Annotated in this window: 12 protein-coding genes and 1 pseudogene; 5 read left to right on the top strand and 8 right to left on the bottom strand. The window is 70.8% G+C overall.

Annotation, left to right across the window (positions count from 1 at the left end; translation table 11 throughout):
- The first annotated feature begins 79 nt into the window (after positions 1–79).
- Positions 80–3055, top strand: coding sequence for a bifunctional [glutamine synthetase] adenylyltransferase/[glutamine synthetase]-adenylyl-L-tyrosine phosphorylase (locus H590_RS0105475; RefSeq protein WP_028702771.1), 2976 nt, complete (start codon positions 80–82; stop codon positions 3053–3055).
- On the opposite strand, the gene H590_RS15060 is transcribed toward H590_RS0105475, so the two are convergent.
- The 3 genes from H590_RS15060 to glnA form a co-directional block, all read right to left on the bottom strand.
- Positions 3037–4362: a threonine/serine exporter family protein gene (locus H590_RS15060; RefSeq protein ID WP_084149293.1), complete on the bottom strand. Its 1326-nt coding sequence runs from the start codon at positions 4360–4362 to the stop codon at positions 3037–3039. The genes H590_RS0105475 and H590_RS15060 overlap by 19 nt on opposite strands.
- Before the next feature lie 8 nt (positions 4363–4370).
- Positions 4371–5186, bottom strand: a complete 816-nt coding sequence (locus H590_RS0105485) for a Nif3-like dinuclear metal center hexameric protein (RefSeq protein ID WP_028702772.1) — start codon at positions 5184–5186, stop codon at positions 4371–4373.
- Positions 5187–5292: 106 nt separating this feature from the next.
- A complete protein-coding gene (gene glnA, locus H590_RS0105490) occupies positions 5293–6714 on the bottom strand; it encodes a type I glutamate--ammonia ligase (RefSeq protein ID WP_028702773.1) in 1422 nt (473 codons plus the stop codon).
- Positions 6715–6877: 163 nt separating this feature from the next.
- Here glnA and H590_RS0105495 point away from each other — a divergent pair, with 163 nt between their 5' ends.
- The 4 genes and pseudogenes from H590_RS0105495 to H590_RS15065 all read left to right on the top strand — a co-directional run.
- Complete coding sequence (locus tag H590_RS0105495; protein WP_028702774.1) at positions 6878–8350, top strand: hypothetical protein; 1473 nt, start codon at positions 6878–6880, stop codon at positions 8348–8350.
- Positions 8351–8434: 84 nt separating this feature from the next.
- Positions 8435–8875, top strand: a complete 441-nt coding sequence (locus tag H590_RS0105500) for an RDD family protein (protein ID WP_028702775.1) — start codon at positions 8435–8437, stop codon at positions 8873–8875.
- A gap of 4 nt (positions 8876–8879) precedes the next feature.
- Complete coding sequence (locus H590_RS0105505) at positions 8880–10013, top strand: glycosyltransferase (RefSeq protein WP_028702776.1); 1134 nt, start codon at positions 8880–8882, stop codon at positions 10011–10013.
- 126 nt (positions 10014–10139) lie between these two features.
- Positions 10140–10736 (top strand): annotated as a pseudogene (locus H590_RS15065) (DedA family protein); the annotation flags it as partial.
- Positions 10737–10957: 221 nt separating this feature from the next.
- Here H590_RS15065 and H590_RS0105515 read toward each other — a convergent pair.
- The 5 genes from H590_RS0105515 to H590_RS15070 form a co-directional block, all read right to left on the bottom strand.
- Positions 10958–12769, bottom strand: coding sequence for an ABC-F family ATP-binding cassette domain-containing protein (locus H590_RS0105515; RefSeq protein WP_028702777.1), 1812 nt, complete (start codon positions 12767–12769; stop codon positions 10958–10960).
- Between the two features lie 6 nt (positions 12770–12775).
- The gene (locus H590_RS0105520; RefSeq protein WP_028702778.1) at positions 12776–13543 is read right to left on the bottom strand and encodes a DUF4191 domain-containing protein; all 768 of its coding nucleotides are present in this window, start codon (positions 13541–13543) and stop codon (positions 12776–12778) included.
- A gap of 142 nt (positions 13544–13685) precedes the next feature.
- The gene (gene lipA, locus H590_RS0105525) at positions 13686–14678 is read right to left on the bottom strand and encodes a lipoyl synthase (protein ID WP_028702779.1); all 993 of its coding nucleotides are present in this window, start codon (positions 14676–14678) and stop codon (positions 13686–13688) included.
- A 159-nt stretch (positions 14679–14837) separates the two neighbouring features.
- Complete coding sequence (locus H590_RS0105530; RefSeq protein ID WP_028702780.1) at positions 14838–17051, bottom strand: heavy metal translocating P-type ATPase; 2214 nt, start codon at positions 17049–17051, stop codon at positions 14838–14840.
- On the bottom strand, positions 17048–19048 hold the full coding sequence (locus H590_RS15070; RefSeq protein ID WP_051238220.1) for a cytochrome c oxidase assembly protein: 2001 nt from the start codon (positions 19046–19048) through the stop codon (positions 17048–17050). Before H590_RS15070 ends, H590_RS0105530 begins: the two co-directional genes overlap by 4 nt.
- Positions 19049–19112: the final 64 nt, after the last annotated feature.

Here is a 19112-nt window from a genome sequence, read left to right on the forward strand (position 1 = left end):
CGGTGACGCTAGTCTCGGGTTCTGACAGTTCGCCAGCTCGACGATGAGCCGACGGACCGGCGAGACTCGAGGAGGCCCGATGGACCGGACGACGACGATCGCGGCCGAGCTGGCCAGGCGTGGCGCCGCCGACGGCCCGCGCGCCGCCGGCCTCCACGACACGATCGCCCAGCTGCTCGATGCCGCACCGGAGTCCCTCGCCGCCTGGGAGGACCACCTGGAGGAGTGCGCCGACGTCGACATGGCGCTGTTCTCCCTGGTCGACATCGCCGAGGCCGCTCCCGGTGCCACCGCCGCCGCCCTGTCCGACGACGCCGTCGCGCGACGTCTGGTGCGGCTGCTCGGCGTCTCATCGGAACTGGGACGCCATCTCGCCAGTCATCCGGAGGATCTCGACCAGGTGGTCCGCGAGCCGGTGCGGATGCCCGCCGACCGGATCGCCGCCGACCTGCTCGCCGAGGTCGGGGCGGCGCCCGATGCCGACGGCTTCCTGGTCGCCGGCCAGGATCCCGCCCGGCAGACCGACCCCGACCGCGGCGCCGACCTCCTGAGACTGGCCAACCGGAGGCACCTGGTGCGGATCGCCTCCCGCGATGTCGACGCCTCTGAGTGCGCCGAGATCCTCGACGACATCGCCGCCGAACTCGCCGACCTGGCCGATGCCATCATCGAGACCGCCCTGGCCCTGGCCCGCGCCCAGACCCCGGGACACCGCGACGCCCGGCTGGCCGTGGTGGCGATGGGCAAGTGCGGCGCCCAGGAGCTCAACTACGTCTCCGACGTCGACGTCATCCACATCGCCGAACCCGCCCGGCCCGATGTCAGCACCGAGAGGGCCGTCACGGTGGCCGCGAAGCTGGCTGGCACCCTCACCCGGATCTGTTCGGCCCGCTCGGCGGCCGGCACCATCTGGCAGGTCGACGCTGCGCTGCGACCCGAGGGCAATGCCGGCCCGCTGGTGCGCACCCTCGACTCGATGGCCACCTACTACCGCAACTGGGCGAAGAACTGGGAGTTCCAGGCCCTCATGAAGGCCCGTCCGATGGCCGGGGACCGGGATCTCGGCGGCCAGTTCTGCGAGCTGGTCTCGCCGATGGTCTGGAGCGTTGGGGAGAAGGAGCAGTTCGTCGCCCAGACCCGCGCGATGCGCACCCGGGTGGTGTCCCTCATCCCGGCCCGGGAGAAGGACCGCGAGATCAAACTGGGCTCCGGCGGGCTGCGCGACGTCGAGTTCACCATCCAGCTGCTTCAGCTGGTCCACGGCCGCCACGACGAGTCCCTGCGGCAACGATCCACCCTCCGGGCGCTGGCCGCGCTGGCCGCCGGCGGATACATCTCACGGGGGGACGCCGAGCATCTGGACACCGCCTACCGTCTGGAACGGCTCATGGAGCACCGCCTCCAGCTCTTCCAGCTGCGCCGGACCCATCTGCTGCCCACCGATGAGGCGGGCCTGCGGCGTCTGGCCCGCAGCCTCGGGCTGCACACCCCCCAGGAGGTGACCGGGGTGTGGCGGGCCACCTCCCGGGCCGTCCTGCGGTCCCACAACCGGGTCTTCTACTCCCCGCTGGTCGAGGCGGTCGCCCGGATCCCCTCCCAGGAACTGCGACTCACCCCGCAGGCCGCCGAGGACCGGATGCGCGCCCTCGGCTTCGCCGATCCGCGCTCGGCCCTGCGCCACATCGAGGCCCTCACCCAGGGCACCACCAGGGCCAAGCGGATCCAGGCCCAGCTGATGCCGGTGATGCTGGAGTGGCTGGCCAACGGCCCCAACCCGGACGCCGGGATGCTCGCCTTCCGCCGGGTCTCGGAGTCGCTGGGGGAGTCCCACTGGTACCTGCGGGCACTGCGCGACGAGGGGGCGATGGCCCAGCGTCTGGCCTTCGTGCTGTCCACCAGCCGGTACGCCACCGAGATCCTCGACCACGCCCCCGAGACCGTCCAGATCCTCGTGGAGGAGGACCTGGTACCGCGCGGCCACGACGACATCCTGCGCGAGATGACTGCGGTGGCCGCCCGCCACGAGACAGTCGAGGACGCCGTCACCGCGGTCCGGGCGGTCCGCCGCCGCGAACTCTTCCGGATCGTGGTGGCCAACATCCTGGACCGGATCGACGTCCTGCAGACCGCCGCCGGACTCTCGGACCTGGCCGGCGCCACGGTCGACGCCGCCCTGGAGACGGTCTCCCGCGAGGTCGACCAGCCGCCGCGGATCGGCGTTGTCGCAATGGGTCGGTGGGGCGGCGGGGAGATGTCCTACGCCTCGGATGCCGATGCGATGTTCGTCGTCGAGGACGCCGGGGGAGCCGAGGCCGTCACGGCGGCGACCCGGATCGTCACCCGGGTGCGCAGCCTGCTGGGGGCGGCCGGCCCCGACCCGAAGCTCGACCTGGACGCCGGCCTGCGCCCGGAGGGACGCTCCGGGGCGATGGTGCGCAGCCTGTCCAGCTACCGCGCCTACTACCGGCGCTGGTCGAGCACCTGGGAGTCCCAGGCCCTGCTGCGGGCTCGCCACGGGGCGGGGGACCGCGAGCTCACCGCCGCCCTTCTCGACAGCGTGTCCCACCTGCGCTGGCCGCCCGGCGGGCTCACCGCCGGTCAGCTCGGGGAGATCCGCAAACTCAAGGCGAGGATGGAGGCCGAGCGGATCCCGCGCGGGGTGTCTCCCCACCGTCATCTCAAGATGGGGCCCGGCGGGCTCGCCGACGTCGAGTGGACGATCCAGGTGATGCAGCTGCAGCACGCCGCCGAGGTGGCGGGGCTGCAGACCACCTCGACGGTCCGCGCCCTGCAGGCCGCGCTGGACGCCGGCCTGCTGAGCGATACCCAGGACGTCGCCCTTCAGGTGGCGTGGCGGGAGGCCTCCCGGATGCGCAACGCCATTCTCATCGTGAGCGGCAGGGCCTCCGACGTGATCCCCACCGATCCGAAGGAGTTGGACGGGATCGCCCGACTGCTCGGCCTGGGACTGGGGGCCTCGGCCCAGGTGATGGAGAACCACCTGAGGCGATGCCGGTTGGCCTCCAAGGCGGTCGATCAGCTCTTCTGGTCCTGAACCCGCTCGATCCCGCGGTGGTCGGTGCGGAAGGCGTGGGGACTGGGGATCGGCCGGGCGAAGGTCCATGCCGGGTCGGTGAGCATCCGCGCCAGGGCGAGGCCGATGCCGATCGCCACCACCGCCAGGACGGCGTCGACGCCGAAACCGATCGCCCGGACGGTGTCCTCGCCGTTGAACCAGTACATCATCCGGTACATCGCGGTGCCGGGCACCATGATGACGCAGGCCGGCACCGTGACGGTGATCCGCGGGATGGGCAGCCGCCGGGTGAGCGGGGCCGCCACCAATCCGACCACCAGGCCGCCGAAACCGGCGGCCAGCTGGGCCGGTGCCGAGGCCGAGACCAGGGCCAGCCGGGACAGATTGCCGATGGTCCCCAGGGAGGCCGCGATGAGCACCATCCGCCGCGTCGAGTTGAACAGGATCGCGAAGCCGGAGACCCCCAGGAAGGTCGCGGCCGCGTAGGCCGCCCACTGCCACAGACCGGGCAGGGCCGCCACGGTGGCCAACGGGGTGAGGCCGGTGAGGAAGGAGATCACCCAGGCCGACATCGTCGCGGAGACGACGATGCCCAGCGAGTAGGCGGCGCGGGTGAGGCCGGCGGTGAGATCCATCCTCGCGAAGTCCAGGATCGAGGTGATCATCGGGAACCCGGGCACCAGGAAGAGCAGGGAGGCGACGTAGCCGGGGTCGCTGACCCCCAGCTGGGGGATCCCGGTGAGGTTCGCCAGGAAGGCGACCAGCAGATAGACCAGGCTGGAGGTGGCGGCGGCCAGGGCGGTGCTGCCGAACTGGTTGAGCCAGCGTCGGGCCAGGAACATCCGCACCATCTGGCCGCAGGAGGCGGCGACCAGGACCACCGCGGTGTCGGTGAGGGGGAACCGGTTGAGAATGGAGAACCCTGCGCAGGCGACGCCGGCGGCGAGCATCGTCTGCCAGGGCTTCCAGCGGGCGGTGACGGTCCGCGAGATGCGGTCCAGCTCGGCCTCCAGGGCGGCGGCGTTGCACGGGTTCGGCAGGTGGCGAGACAGGTACTCCAGGGACTCGATCCGCGAGGAGTCGACGCGCACCCGGTAGACCTCGCGGACCACGGTGCGGAAGTTGTCGCCGCGGTGGGCGGTGACGCTCATCTCGGTCAGGCCCACCGAGGCGTCGTGGCGGTCCATCCCCAGGGTGGCGGCCGCCCGCTCCATCGCCCGCTTCACCCGGTAGGAGCCGGTGCCCGCCGACAGCAGCATGGAACCGAGCCGGACCACCGCCTCGGTGTCGTCGATGAACTGTCTGTCGTTTCTCGCGTTCGCCATGTCTCTTCTCACGCTGCGGGGTGGACGCCGATGGTCCACGGATCGGTGCGCACCGGCAGGACGGTGGTCGTGGCCCCGGTGGCCTCGGCGAGCCGGTCGGCCACCGACTCGCACCAGGGGGACTCCGAGGCCCAGTGGGCGGTGTCGACCAGGGCCGGGCCGCCGGCCCGCAGCGACTCGTCGGCGGGGTGGTGTCGCAGGTCGCTGGTAAGGTAGACGTCGGCCCCGGACCGGGCGGCGGCCCCCAGCAGGGACTCCCCGGCACCCGAGCACAGGGCCACGGTGCGCACGGGCTGCTGCGGATCGCCGGCCGCCCGGACCCCCCACACGGTGGTCGGCAGGCGATCGGCGACCAGGTCGGTGAACTGCTGCAGGGTCACGGCGTGCTCCAGGCGGCCGACCCGTCCGATCCCCTCGAGCGGGTCCTCGGCGGCGTCGGAAGGCTCCAGCGGCGCGCTCACCGTGACCCCCAGGAGCCCGGCCAGCACATCGTTGACCCCGCCGATGGCGGCGTCGGCATTGGTGTGGGCGCTCATCAGGGCGACCCCGGACCGGATGAGACGGTGCACGATGCGGCCTTTCGGGGTGTCGGCGGCCACCGAGGTGACCCCGCGCATCAGCAGCGGGTGGTGGACGACAAGCATCTGCGCGCCGGCCGCCAGGGTCGCGGCCACCACGGAGTCGGTGGCCTCCAGAGCGCAGGCGATGGTGGTCACCCGGTCGTCGGGGTCGCCGCAGATCAGACCGGGACTGTCCCACTCCTCGGCGAGCCGGGGCGGGTACCAGTGGTCGAGCAGGGTCCGGATGTCGGCGACGGTGGTCATGGCGCACACGCTACCGGGCGGGCCACCAGTGGTGGCCCGCCCGGGGTCGTCGCGCGATGGGTCGTTCACCTGCCGCAGGGGGAGGTGGGCAACTCAGACATCGAACTCAGATGTCGTAGTAGAGATCGAACTCGTAGGGGTGCGGGCGCTGCTGGAGCTCGGAGAGATCGCTGCGCTTGATGTCGATCCAGGTGTCGATGAGGTCGGGGGTGAAGACGTCACCGGCCTCCAGGAAGGCGTGATCGGCCTCCAGGGCGTCCAGCACCGATCCGAGGTCGCTGGGCACGTGGGCCAGCTGAGCGTGCTCCTCGGGGGGCAGCTCGTAGATGTCCTTGTCGACCGGGGCCGGCGGCTCGATCTTGTTCTGGATGCCGTCCAGTCCGGCCAGCAGCAGGGCCGAGAAGGCCATGTACGGGTTGGCGGATGGGTCGGGGCAGCGGAACTCGACGCGCTTGGCCTTCGGGGAGGGACCGGTGATCGGAATTCGCATGCAGGCCGAACGGTTGCGCTGCGAGTAGACCAGGTTCACCGGGGCCTCGAAGCCGGGCACCAGGCGATGGTAGGAGTTGGTGCTCGGGTTGGTGAAGGCCAGCAGGGCCGGGGCGTGCTTGAGGATGCCGCCGATGTAGTACCGGGCGGTGTCCGACAGCTGCGCGTAACCGGACTCGTCGAAGAACAGCGGCTCGCCGTTCTTGCGGAGGGAGGAGTGGACGTGCATGCCCGACCCGTTGTCGCCGAAGATCGGCTTGGGCATGAAGGTCGCGGTCTTCCCGTGGTTCCAGGCCACGTTCCGGACGATGTACTTGAACTTCATGACGTTGTCGGCGCTCTTGGTGAGCGTGTCGTAGCGCCAGTTGATCTCGGCCTGGCCGGCGGTGCCGACCTCGTGGTGGCCGCGCTCGACCTTGAGGCCGATGCCCTCCATGATGGTGACGATCTCGTCACGCAGATCGCCGAAGTGGTCGGTGGGGGCCACCGGGAAGTAGCCGCCCTTGTACTTGACCTTGTAACCGCGGTTGCCGCCGTCCTCCTCGCGGCCGCTGTTCCACGCTCCCTCCTCGGAGTCGATGGAGTAGTAGGCGGTCTTCTGGTTGGTCTCGTAACGAATGTCGTCGAAGACGTAGAACTCGGCCTCGGGGGCCATGAAGGCGGTGTCGGCGATACCGGTGGAGGTCAGGTAGGCCTCGGCCTTGCGGGCGATGTTGCGGGGATCGCGGCTGTACAGCTCACCGGTGATCGGGTCGGTGACGAAGAAGTTGAGGATCAGCGTCTTGTGCTCGCGGAAGGGATCCAGCCAGGCGCTGCTGGGATCGGGCTTCAGAGCCATGTCGGACTCGTTGATCTTCTGGAAGCCGCGGATGGAGGAGCCGTCGAACGCCAGACCCTCTTCGTAGGTGTGCTTGTCGAACTCGCGGGCCGGAACCGTGAAATGCTGCATGATCCCGATCAGGTCGCAGAAGCGGACATCGATGAACTCGACGCCCTCCTTCTTCACGAACTCGAGTAGATCGTCTGGGCCTTCGAACATCGTTCCTCCATCTAGGACGTGGTGTTGTTCTGAACCTAACGGTGACCGGTTGCTCGGGAGTCACCGTCTTGTTGCAGGGATGTTACAGCGGCGGCCCGCCGAGTGGGGCCGAGGTGGCAGGCTGGAGGTCCGGACAGGTGACGACCCGTGAGAGGGGACGACCGTGGCAGAGACATGGCAGGTCAGCAGTGCGGAGGTCGGACGCCTTGTCACCCGGATCTTCGACCCCTCCAGAACGGCTCCCCTCGTGGTGGTCTCGCCCTCGCAGTCGGGTCGGTCACGGATCAGCGTGCCGCGTCTGATCGGTCTGATTCCTCCCGACACCGAGGTGGCGGTGCTGGCCAGCCAGGCGGCCAGCAATCTGCTCTCGGACGCCGTCGACCCCCAGTTCCACTGCTACGGGGGCAGGGTGAGGGTGATCCTGCCCGGGGCCTCGCGCACCGACAACTGGCGCCGGCACCGGCTGTTCACCATCGCCCCGGAGGACGACGCCGACCGGTTGTGCGCCCTCATCGCCCGCCACGTCACCGAGATGGAGGGGGTCGGCCCCGCCGGCCACAGCTCGGGGCGCTCCGGGACCGGAGCCCTAGACTCCGGGCAGGCCGCCAAACTGATCGCCTACCGACGTCGGCTGCTCTCCGATGATATCGAGGCTCCCGGTGCCGCCCCGGCTGCCAGTACCGCCCTTGCTGCCGGTGGCGGCCCGATCGCCGGGGACGACGTCGCCACCACAGGCGACGCGGCCACCGGACCCACCCCGGTCCCTGGTGGAGGACGCACGTCCGGACCGAAACCGGGTCCCGGGAGGCGCAGGGCGGTGCCGCGGGAGCCGGAACCCGTCGTGGCACCCGGCCTGCCGGCCGCCCCCGGGACTCCCGCGGAGATCCCGGTTCCCGAACCGGTCCCGGCTCCTGGAATGGTCCCGGCGCCGGAGGCGGTCCGGGCCCCCGAACCCGTTCCGCCTCCTGAGGCGGTCCCCACCCGGGGTGCTCCCGGCGAGGAGCGCGCATCCTCGCGCACCGTCACCGTGGACCTCGCCACCCTCGAGAAGCTGCTGGACAGGAGCGTGGAGACCGTCGCCGGACGAGTCATCGCCGGGGTGGAGGAGGGGCTGCTGAGCCTGCTCAGGGACGAGTTTGAGCTTCAGGACGGGGAGCACTCCCGGGCGGACGCGCTCGAGGAGCAGAACGCAGACCTGCGGAGGCGGTTGGACGCGGTGGGGCCGCACGGCTCGGCGCCCGCGCAGGTCTACTCCGATCCGGCCGCACAGCTGCGCTGGGAGATCGAGCAGGAGTGGCTGCTGGGCACCCCCGAGACCGATCGCGGAGCAGGGCTGAGGGGCTTCTCCTTCGGCCCGCGGTTCCTCGACTCGTTGAAGGCCGAGATCGTGCCCCGCGGCAAGACGGTGCGGGTGATGGTCGACATCCTCGCCGGGTGGGCCTGGGACCGCCACATCACCCATCCCTTCAACGACTCGCCGCGCGGCGGCAAGCAGCGGGTGAGGGCCGACGGCGCCCAGGCCTGGCGGACCTATGTCAAGGCCGAGTCGCCCGGGGCTCCGCGGCTCACCTGGTGGATGCGCACCGACAGCGGGATCGAGTTCGACCACGTCGGCCATCACGACCAACTGATCTGACAGCTGGTCTGGTCTCGCACCGGCCGGTCCGACATCGGCTCGGTCGCTGCCCGCGCTACGCGACGGGGCCGATAAGCTGACGAGGTGCCCGACACCTCGTCTCCCCGACCAGCAGCATCCCAGGTCGGTGCCGCTCTGGGACTGCCGGCCACCGGTAGGGGATCGCTGGCCCCGTGGAACCGTCGCCTGGCCGCACTGCTGCTGGACTGGGCGGCCTCGATGGTCGTCGCGATCGCCGTCTTCGGGGTCAGGGTGATCCGCGACCAGGGATGGCCGGTCTGGATGCCGATGGCCGTCTTCTTCGTCGAGCGGACCATCCTCACCGCCCTCGCCTCGGCCTCCTTCGGGCAGCTGCTGGCCCATGTCGCGGTGGTCCGGGTGGACTCCGCCGCCCACGTGGGCTGGTGGCGGTCCGCGGTGCGCACCGCCCTCAAATGTCTTGTCATCCCGGCGGTCATCATCGGTGCCGACCGCCGTGGCCTGGACGATCTGATGCTCGGCACCGTGGTGGTCAACCGGAGGTGATCGGATGTTCGTTCTGGTGGTGAGCCGAGGGGCCCCCTCGGACTCGGACCCGCTGCGCGGAATCTTCGAGCTCGATCAGGCCAGGGCGTTGCAGGACGCCGGCTGCCGCGTCGTCCTCGCCGCCCTCGACGTGCGATCGGTGCGGCACCGTCGTCCGATGGGGGTCCACGTGACCAGCGTCGACGGGATCGACACCGTCCGGCTCGATCTCCCGCTCGGCAGGATGCCGGCCCGACTCGACCACGCCGCCCACGCCAGAGCGATGAAGCGGCTGTGGACGGCCGTCGTCCAGCGGTTCGGAACCCCCGACGTCGTCCACGCCCACTTCGCCCGCTACGCCGCCGCCCTGGTGCGGGCCGGTCTGCCGGGCGGGGGAGTGCCGCTGGTGGTCACCGAGCACGACTCCCAGCTGCGTTCCGGAGCCACCAGCCGGTTGCGTGCCGAGGACTGCCGGGTGGCCTACGGGGCCGCGGACCGGGTGCTGGCGGTCTCCGGAGCCCTGGCCCGGATCCTGGTCGACGAGTACGCCACCAATGTCGAGGTGGTCCCCGATGTCGTCGACGTCGACCTGTTCGCCCGGGCCGCAGCCCACCAGCACCGCGACCTCAACACCCTGGTGAGCGTCGGAAGTCTCATCGAGCGCAAGGGGATGGTCGAGCTGTGCCGCACCGTCATCGCCTCGGCGCAGACCTTCCCCCACCTGAGACTGCGGATCATCGGCGACGGGCCGCTGCACGCCGACCTGCAGACTCTCCTGGCGGACCAGGACCCCGACCACCGGATCACCCTGCTGGGGCGCACGGACCGGGCCCGGGTGGCCCGGGAGGTGGCCGGCGCCGGAGGATTCGTGATGTTCTCCCGGTGGGAGACTTTCGGGGTGGCCTATGCCGAGGCGCTGGCCGCCGGCACCCCGGTGCTCGCCACCCCCTGCGGCGGCCCCGAGGGGTTCATCGGCCCCGACGCCGGGCTGGTCACCCGCGGGTTCGAGGCCGGGGATCTGCGCGCCGGCCTCACCGACTTCGTGGAGCGGCTGGCCGGTTTCGACGCCGAGCAGATCGCCCGCGGTGCCCGGGACCGGTTCTCCCCCCAGGCGCTGGCCGCCACCCTGCAGCGGATCTACCGGGAACTCATCGGGTAGCGGCCCGGCCCGGGCCGGCGGCCGGCGACGACCGGTCCCAGGTAGGAACCTCGGTGGCACGCACGCCGCCAGAACCCGGAACCCAGGTCTGACCCGCCGGGGCCCGTGGCGTGGAAGACTTGAGGGGTGCATCTGGCAGTCTGGTTCTCAGCGATCAACACGATGATCGAGCAGCACGCCGGTGAACCCTGGGTGCTGTTGGCACTGTTCGCCTTCTGCACCATCGACGGATTCTTCCCACCGGTCCCCTCCGAGTCCCTGGTGGTGGGGCTGGCCGCGGTCGGCCAGCCGCCATGGTGGATGCTGCTGCCGGTGGCGGCCGCGGCTGCGGTCGCCGGAGACAACATCGCCTACTGGGCCGGACGCAAGCTGGGCACCACCCGCGTGATGACGGGAGGTCCCAAGCGCCAGAAGATGGTCGCCTGGTCCCGACATCAGCTGCGCCGACGCGGCCCGCTGTGCATCCTGGTGGCCCGCTACATCCCGGCGGGCCGGGTGGTCGTCAATGCGATGGCCGGTGCGACCCGGTTCAGCTACAAGGTCTTCCTCGCCGTGGACATCATCGCCGGGATCGCCTGGGCGGGGTACGCGGTGCTCATCGGCGCCGGCGCCTCCAGCCTGATCGGCGACAATCATCTGCTGGCGATGGGCATCGGGGTGGTCGGCGCGATCGTCATCGGCGCCATCCTGGACCAGGTCCTCAGGCGCCTGATGCCGACCCCCGCCCACCTGCACGACGATCTCGACGAGTCGGGCCAGGAGACGGGGTCGGCTGAGGGTGAGGAGACGGTCGGGGTGTCGCGGTCGGCACGGGAGTCGGATGCTCCGGCGAGCCCGGCCAGCCCGTCCGAGCAGTCGGCAGGGTCGGTCCGGGGGTCGCAGAGGCAGGAGACGGCCGACGATCCGGTGGGTCAGGACTCCCCGGTACTGTGATCAGGCTGTGATCAGGCGCCCTCGATGAGTTCCCCGGCGCTCAACCAGGCGTCCTCGAGCTCGGCGAGGCGGTCCTCGAGTCCGCCGGCCTGGGTCTGCAGGTCGTTGAGGGCCTGGAAGTCGGTGGCGACCTCGGCCATCTGCTGATGGATCTGGTCCAGATCGCGCTGGGTCTTCGACATCTGACCCTCCAGCCGGGCGAGATCCTTGCGGGCCTGCCGCAGCTCGGCCGATGAGGGTCCGGGCGTCGCCGTCTCGGCGGCGCTCCCGACCCGCTGGGACTTGGGGGAGTCGACCCGGCGCTCCCGGCGGGCCGCCAGGTACTGGTCGACGCCGCCGGGCAGCAGCACGCAGGAGCCGTCGCCCATCAGGGCGTAGGTGACGTCGCAGACCCGTTCCAGGAAATAGCGGTCGTGGGAGACCACGATAAGGGTTCCGGCCCAGCCGTCGAGATAGTCCTCGACGACCCGCAGGGTGTCGATGTCCAGGTCATTGGTGGGCTCGTCGAGAAGCAGCACGTTCGGCTCCTCGATGAGCAGCCGCAGCAGTTGCAGACGGCGTCTCTCCCCGCCCGACAGGTCGCCGACCCGGGTCACCAGTCGCTGCCCGGTGAACCCGAAGTCCTCCAGCAGGTTGGTGGCACTGGCCTCCTGGCCGGTGGCCAGCATGGTCTCCTGGCGCAGTCTCTGGACCGACTCCAGGACTCTCTCCCGGCCGGCCTCGGTGCCGGGGTCGAGCTCGTGGACCTCCTGGGTCAGATGGGCGATGCGCAGCGTCTTGCCCCTCTTCACCCGACCGGAGGTGGGGGAGAGGCGGTCGTCCAGCAGGTTGAGCAGGGTGGACTTGCCGGCCCCGTTGACGCCGACCAGGCCGATCCGCTCGCCGGGGCCGATGGACCAGGTGAGGTGGTTCAGCAGGGTGCGACCGTCGGGCAGGGTGAGGGTGACATCCTTCAGGTCGAAGACGTCCTTGCCCAGTCGGGTGGCCGAGAACCGGGCCAGCTCGAGCTTGTCGCGGGGGTCGGGGACGTCGGCGATGAGGGCGTTGGCGGCCTCGATGCGGAACTTGGGCTTGGAGCTGCGGGCGGGTGCTCCGCGACGCAGCCAGGCCAGTTCCTTGCGGACCAGGTTCTGGCGACGGCCCTCGTTGCTGGCCGCCTGACGGGAGCGTTCGGCCCGCGCCAGGGTGTAGGCGGCGTAGCCGCCGTCGTAGGCGTCGACGGTGGCGTCGTGCACCTCCCAGATGTGGTTGCAGACCTCGTCGAGGAACCACCGGTCGTGGGAGACGATGAGCATCGCCACCCCCCGGGACTGCAGGTGCTTCAGGTGTTCGGCCAGCCAGGAGACCGCCTCGACGTCGAGGTGGTTGGTGGGCTCGTCGAGCACCAGCAGGTCGTGGCCGGCCAGCATCAGGGCGACCAGCATCACCCGGCGGCGCTCCCCGCCGGACAGGTCGACCATCAGGGAGTCCAGATCGATGTCGGCGAGCATCTGCTCGACGATCGGTCGGGCCTGCGGGTCGGAGGCCCAGACGTGGTCGGGCTGTCCGCCGACGACGATGTCGCGCACCGTCTGGTTGGGGCCGGGCTGTCCGGCCTGGGCCAGCACGCCGATCGACACCGATCCGGTGCGGGTCACCGTCCCGGTGTCGGGCTCGACTGAGCCGGTGAGCAGGCCGAGCAGGGTGGACTTGCCGTCACCGTTGCGGCCGACCACGCCGATGACGTCGCCGCGGGACAGACCCAGTGACAGGTCGTCGAGGAGAATTCTGGTGCCGAAGGTCTTGGAGACGTGTTCGGCGTTGACGAGGTTGGTCGCTGCCACCAGCTCTCAGCGACCCCGCATGGCGCTGCGGGCGCCCTTGGAGGAGGTCGGCATCGGGCCCTTGGGCATCGGCAGGCGCGGACGCATGGCGTCCAGGGCGCGCAGTCGGGACTTGATCTCGGCGATCTGGGCGGCGTTGAGGGTCTTCGGCAGCTTGCGGATCTTGGTGCTGAGCTGCTCGAGGGGGACCTGGTCCTTGCCCTCGCCCATCACGAAGGTGATCACCGGGACGCCGAAGGCGACCTGCTCGTGGCGGTGCTTCTCCGAGGCGAGCAGCTGGCGGACGCCGTTGCCGGAGCCCTCGGCGACCAGGACCAGTCCGCCGGGGCCCAGGGCGCGGTGGATGACGTCCTGGTGGCGGTTGACGGCGATCACCGGGGTGGCCGACCAGGTCTTCTTGTCCAGCTGGGACAGCGCGACCTCGGCGGATCCGGGCTGACCCTTGAACCGCGCGTACATCGAACGGCGGGCACGGCGGCTGAACAGCCACATCGCGCCGGCGGCACCGGCGAAGATGCCGACAATCAGGTAGATCCACCACGGCTTGACGAACAGGCCGATCACCACGAAGACGATCAGCGGGACCAGGAAGCCGCCGAGGGACCACCACAGGACGGCCGGATCGGTGGTCCGGGTCATCTTGTAGGTCTCGACGAGCTGCTTCCAGGTGCCCCAGTCCCTGGGGTTGTCGGAGTTCTTGCGACGCTCCTTTGCGGCCTTGGCCTCGGCCTTCTGCTTGGCAGCGAGCTCCTTGGCGGCCTGGCTCTTCGGCATTGTGACGACTCCCGTGCGGTTCAACGTGCTGGATCCGACCGTGCACCGGGCACGATCACAAGCGGTGACCCAGTCTACCTGCACCTGCGGCCGTCGACGAACGGCCGGTGGCCGGTCGGGACCTGGCGGCGAAGGGGGCCGGTCAGGACCTGGCGGCGAAGGGGGCCGGTCCCGAACCGTCCCGGTAGCCGGTGACGATGGTCACCGGGGTCTCGCCGCGGGCGGCCATCGCCTGTCGGTAGAGGCGCCCGGCCCGGTAGGAGGAGCGCACCAGGGGTCCGCTCATGACGCCGACGAAACCGATCTCCTCGGCCTCCTCCGCCAGCTCGTCGAACTCCTGGGGGGTGACCCACCGGTCGATCGGGTGCAGGTGGGCGTTGGGACGCAGGTACTGGGTGATGGTGAGCAGGTCGGTGTGGGCCTCGTGCAGGGCCCTCATCGCCTCGGAGATCTCCTCGCGGGTCTCTCCCATCCCGAGGATGAGGTTGGACTTGGTGACCATGCCGTGCTCGTGGGCCCGGGTCAGCACGTCGAGGGACCGCTGGTAGCGGAAGGCCGGGCGGATCCGCTTGAACAGCCGGGGGACCGTCTCCAGGTTGTGGCCGAAGACCTCGGGGCCGGCCTCGAAGACCTGGTCGAGCAGTTCGGGGCGGCCCGAGAAGTCCTGGGCGAGCATCTCGACGCCGACTCCCGGGTTGAGGGAGTGGACCTGGCGGACCGTCTCGGCGCACAGCCAGGCTCCCTCGTCGGGCAGGTCGTCGCGGCAGACACTGGTGATGGTGGCGTAGCGCAGACCCATCTGGCGCACCGACTCGGCGACTCGGCGGGGCTCGTCGGTGTCGTACCCGTCGGGCTTCTCGGAGGCGATCTGGCAGAAGTCGCAGCGCCGGGTGCACTTGTCCCCGCCGATCAGGAAGGTGGCCTCGCGGTCCTCCCAGCACTCGAAGATGTTGGGGCAGCCGGCCTCCTGACAGACCGTGTGCAGGTCCGTGTCGTGCATCCGTCGGCGCATGTCCCGGTACTCGGGGCCCATGGTGGCCTTGGTACGGATCCACCGGGGCTTGTTCTCGATCGGGGTCTGTGCATTCCTCACCTCGACGCGCAGAAGGCGACGTCCATCAGCTTCGACACTCATGACCGTGAGTCTATCGGGGGGGTGGACAGAACTGGTCGCCACGAGGGGTGGCGAGCGCAGCGAGCGTGGTGGCCGGCGCGGCGGACCGGGGATGCGGGGACTGGTCGCCACGAGGGGTGGCGAGCGCAGCGAGCGAAGGGGGGTCGTCCCCCCTTTTGACTATTCGAACGACTTGAGTCGCAGCGAGTTGGTGACCACCAGCAGGCTCGACAGGCTCATCGCCAGCCCGGAGATCAACGGGTTCAACAGTCCGGCGGCGGCGATCGGGATGGCGGCGATGTTGTAGACGAAGGCCCACACCAGGTTGCCGCGGATGGTGCGCAGGGTCTTGCGGGCCAGTCGGATGGCGTCGGGGACGACTCCCAGGTGGCGTCGCACGCAGATGATGTCGGCGCTGCGCATCGCGATGTCGGTTCCGGTGACCATCGCCAGGCCCAGATCGGCGCTGGCCAGGGCGGCGGCGTCGTTGATCCCGTCGCCGACCATCGCGACCCGGTGACCCTGCTCCCGAAGTCTCTCGATGACGGCCGCCTTCTCGGTGGGAATCACCTCGGCGAGCACCTCGTCGCAGCCCAGTGCGCGGCCCGCCCGGTCGCCGGCCGCCCGGGTGTCGCCGGTCAGCAGCACGGTGCGAAGGCCCATCCTGTGCAGCTCGGCGACCACCTCGGGGCCCTCCGGCCTGAGGGTGTCGGCCAGCGCCATCACCGCGACCACCCGCTGGTCGATCCCGATCGCCACCGGGGTGGCCCCGTGGGACACCGCGGTCTGCAGGGCGTCGGAGGCGCCGGCCGGTGTCTCCAGCCCGTTCTCGGTGATCATGGCCGGGTTGCCCAGGATCACCCGGTGGCCCTCCACGGTGCCGCGCAGTCCGCGCCCGGCCACCGTCTCCAGATCCGTGCAGGAGGGCGGCCGGTCGGTCACCCCACGGTCGCGGGCCGCGGCCAGCACGGCGCCGGCGATCGGGTGCGTGGAACCGGCCTCCAGGGCCGCGGCCAGGCGCATCGCCTGGTCGAGATCGACGGCGGGACCGGCGGCGGTCAGCGAGGTCACCGTCATGGTGCCGGTCGTGACGGTTCCGGTCTTGTCCAGGACGACGGTGTCGATCCGGCCGGAGGCCTCCAGGGCGTCGGGTCCCTTGATGAGGATGCCGAGCTGGCCGCCCCGGCCCACCCCGACCATCAGGGCGGTGGGGGTGGCCAGACCCAGGGCGCAGGGGCAGGCGATGATGAGCACCGACAGCCCCGCCGACATCGCGTGCCGCAGTCCGCCGCCGGTCAGCCACCAGGCGCCGAAGGTGACGACGACCACGCCGAGGACCACCGGCACGAAGACCTGGACGACCCGGTCGACGAGCTTCTGGACGTTGGCCTTGCGGGCCTGGGCCTGCTCGGCCATCGTCGCCATCTGGGACAGCTGGGAGTGGGACCCGACGGCGGTGGCGCGGATCACGATGCGGCCGGTGAGGCTGACGGTGCCGCCGAGGACCGCGGTCCCGCGGGTCGCCTCGACCGGCATCGCCTCACCGGTCATCATCGCGGTGTCGATCCCCGAGGAGCCCTCGACGACCTCGCCGTCGGCAGCGACGGTCTCCCCGGCCAGGGTGACGAAGAGGTCGCCGCGGTGCAGATCGGAGATCGGCACGACGGTCTCGACGCCGTCGACGAGGAGCCGGGCCCGGGTGGCCGCCAGCCGGCCCAGGGCGGTGAGCACGGAGCGGGCCGACCGTTTCGCCCGGGCCTCGAAGTAGCGGCCGGCCAGCAGGAAGCAGGTGACCCCGGCGGCGACGTCCAGGTAGAGGGTGTCCGCCCCGGCCGGGGTGATCCCGTAGCCCAGCCAGTAGCCCTCGTGGTCGGAGGCGCCGATGGCGATCGAGACCACCGACCAGGTGAAGGAGGACAGCACCCCCAGGGAGACCAGGGTGTCCATCGAGGTGGTTCCGTGGCGCAGGTTCGACCACATCGCCCGGTGGAACGGTCCGGCGCACCAGACCACTACCGGCAGGGCCAACGCCACCAGCAGCCAGTCCCAGCCGGGGAACCGCAGCTGGGGGGCCAGGGCGAGCACCAGGCCGATGTCCATCAGGGGCATGGTGAGCAGCACCGCGACCACCAGACGCCGGCGCAGCGCGGTGATCCGGCGGGTGGTCTGGATGACCGGGTCGACCTGGCCGACCGGGGCCGCGCTGTAACCGGCCCGCTCCACGGCGGTGACCGCCGTGGCCAGGTCGAGGCCGGTCACCACGGCCTGCTCGGTGGCGTAGTTCACACTGGCCCGGACGCCGTCGATCCGCGACAGCCTCTTCTCGATCTGGGTGGCGCAGGCCGAGCAGGTCATCCCGCCGATCTGGAGTTGCAGAGCCTCCGTCGAGGTCATCGACGGTGCCTGTTCTGCTCGCGGATCCGCTCGATCCGCTCCTCGTTGGCGCGGGCGGCGTCCTCGCCGGCCATCTGCGCCAGCATGTCGTTGTAGGCGCTCAGGGAGGCCTCCAGGCCGCCCTCGTCCTCGGCGGCGTCGATCCGGTGCTGGTCCCGCCTGTCGGCGAGGAACCACTGCACGCACAGCGCGATGAGGACGACGCCCATCGGCGGCTCCCCGGTGGCCCAGGTGATCTGGCCGCCCAGGTTCTGGTTGGCGGCCAGATCGCCCACCCACGGCACCGACAGGGTCCGGTAGTAGTCGGCGCCGATGATCTGGCTGGCGCCCATCACGATGACGGCGAAGAACGAGTGGAAGGGCATAGCGGTGATGATGAATCCCAGCCGGCCGATGTGGGGCAGCGAGGCCGGCAGCTCGTCGAGCCCGATGACGTACTGGAAGAGCAGCAGTCCGGCGGCCAGGAAGTGCAGCAGCATCCACTGGTGGCCCCAGTGGTAGCGCATCAGCAGGCCGAACACCGGGGTGAAGTAGACCGCGTAGAAGCTGGCGATGAACACCGCCCATCCGGTGAAGGGTCCGAACAGGATCCGGGTCGGACGCCAGTGCAGCAGACTCTCCAGGCACTCGCGGGGGCCCATCAGGCCGGTCCCCGGCGTCCCTGACGCCTCCGGTCCTGCCTGCGCCTCCGGGCCCGCCGGCGTCTGCTGCGTCGTCGGATCGGTTGCATCCAACCCTGCGGGCACCGGGTGGGAGGTCAGCACCTCTCGCAGCAGGGTGATCGGCGCCCCCATCACCAGCAGGGCCGGCACCAGCATGTTGAACATCATGTGGACCAACATGTGCCAGCTGAAGGTGATCGAGGAGTACTGCCACAGTCCGGCGCTGGCCAGGTAGCCGACCACCGCCCAGCCGGCCACCCAGCCGGCGATCCGGCCGGGGAACCAGCTGCCACCCAGCCGGCGCACCCGGCGGACCGCCAGCAGGTAGCCGGCGATCCCGAACAGGGCCAGGAACAGCATCAGCAGGTTCGGGCGTCCCGGCAGCATCAGGGAACCGACGGTGGGCGGGCCGGGCAGCGGGTAGCCGAGGTAGTTCACCACGGTGGTCTGGGGCACCAAGTAGCGCGGCGGGATGAGCTGTGAGGAGGATCCGGTGACCACCAGGACGACGGCCACCAGGATCCCCATCGTCCGGGTCCGGGTGCGCCACCCGGTGCACGCCATCGCCAGCCACAGCGTCACCGCGACCAGCAGCACCAGACGGACGATGCCCCACCGGGAGGAGGTCACGGCGGTGCCCGCCAGGCCCTGCCAGGTGACCACCAGCTGTCCCGCCAGCGCGACCCCCAGACACACCACCATGGGTGCCCGGACGCGCGCCAGCCGGGCCGCCGAGCCGGCCGGGTGGCCGAGCAGGCAGGCGAGGCAGGATGCCGAGGCGATCACCATCGCCACCGCGGAGACGGCCCCGGCATCGGTGGAGAAGTCGTGGTTCAGGCCCACCGACACCGATCCGGTGACCGTCACCGGCAGCGCGGAGGCGATCACCGCCAGGGCGGTCAGCAGCAGCCCGCCCGCGGTGCGGCACAGCAGGCAGACCAGGGAGGTCACCAGGCCCACCACCGCCATCACGAACCAGGCCATCACCGAGGGGGTCGAGGTGAGATGGGTGGGCAGGTCGCCCAGGACGGTGGCGGTCGGAAGCCCGGAGGAGTCGGCCGCCTCCAGAGGCACCATCAGCAGGGCCGCGATGGTCCATGCCTGGCTGCACCGCCAGGCCGCGCGCCCGACCCGTCGCCGCGGGTCGTCGGGGGACCGCTGAGGGCCCAGGACGGTGGCGAGCAGCAGCTGGGCCAGGGTGAGGATCATCGCCGTCCATGCCGCGGTGGCGACCATGGTGTGCAGCACGGAGGTGGCCAGATCGGGGTTCTCACGGCCCAGCAGTCGCGGCTCCAGCCGCCTCAGGGACCCGATCAGACCGGATGCCACCGCCATCGCCACGACGACCGGGGCGAGCCACAGGCGCCTCGGCGCCACCCGCCCGTCGGGAGCGGGAACA

The sequence above is a fragment of the Acidipropionibacterium jensenii DSM 20535 genome (assembly GCF_000425285.1).
GTDB lineage: Bacteria > Actinomycetota > Actinomycetes > Propionibacteriales > Propionibacteriaceae > Acidipropionibacterium > Acidipropionibacterium jensenii.

Excerpts from the sequence above, each read along its gene's own strand:
- H590_RS15060 (WP_084149293.1), bottom strand. The coding sequence starts at position 4,362 with ATGGCGAACGCGAGAAACGACAGACAGTTCATCGACGACACCGAGGCG.
- glnA (WP_028702773.1), bottom strand. The coding sequence starts at position 6,714 with ATGTTCGAAGGCCCAGACGATCTACTCGAGTTCGTGAAGAAGGAGGGC.
- H590_RS15070 (WP_051238220.1), bottom strand. The coding sequence starts at position 19,048 with ATGGCGGTGGCATCCGGTCTGATCGGGTCCCTGAGGCGGCTGGAGCCG.
- H590_RS0105485 (WP_028702772.1), bottom strand. The coding sequence starts at position 5,186 with ATGACCACCGTCGCCGACATCCGGACCCTGCTCGACCACTGGTACCCG.
- H590_RS0105505 (WP_028702776.1), top strand. The coding sequence starts at position 8,880 with ATGTTCGTTCTGGTGGTGAGCCGAGGGGCCCCCTCGGACTCGGACCCG.
- H590_RS0105520 (WP_028702778.1), bottom strand. The coding sequence starts at position 13,543 with ATGCCGAAGAGCCAGGCCGCCAAGGAGCTCGCTGCCAAGCAGAAGGCC.
- H590_RS0105530 (WP_028702780.1), bottom strand. The coding sequence starts at position 17,051 with ATGACCTCGACGGAGGCTCTGCAACTCCAGATCGGCGGGATGACCTGC.
- H590_RS0105475 (WP_028702771.1), top strand. The coding sequence starts at position 80 with ATGGACCGGACGACGACGATCGCGGCCGAGCTGGCCAGGCGTGGCGCC.
- lipA (WP_028702779.1), bottom strand. The coding sequence starts at position 14,678 with ATGAGTGTCGAAGCTGATGGACGTCGCCTTCTGCGCGTCGAGGTGAGG.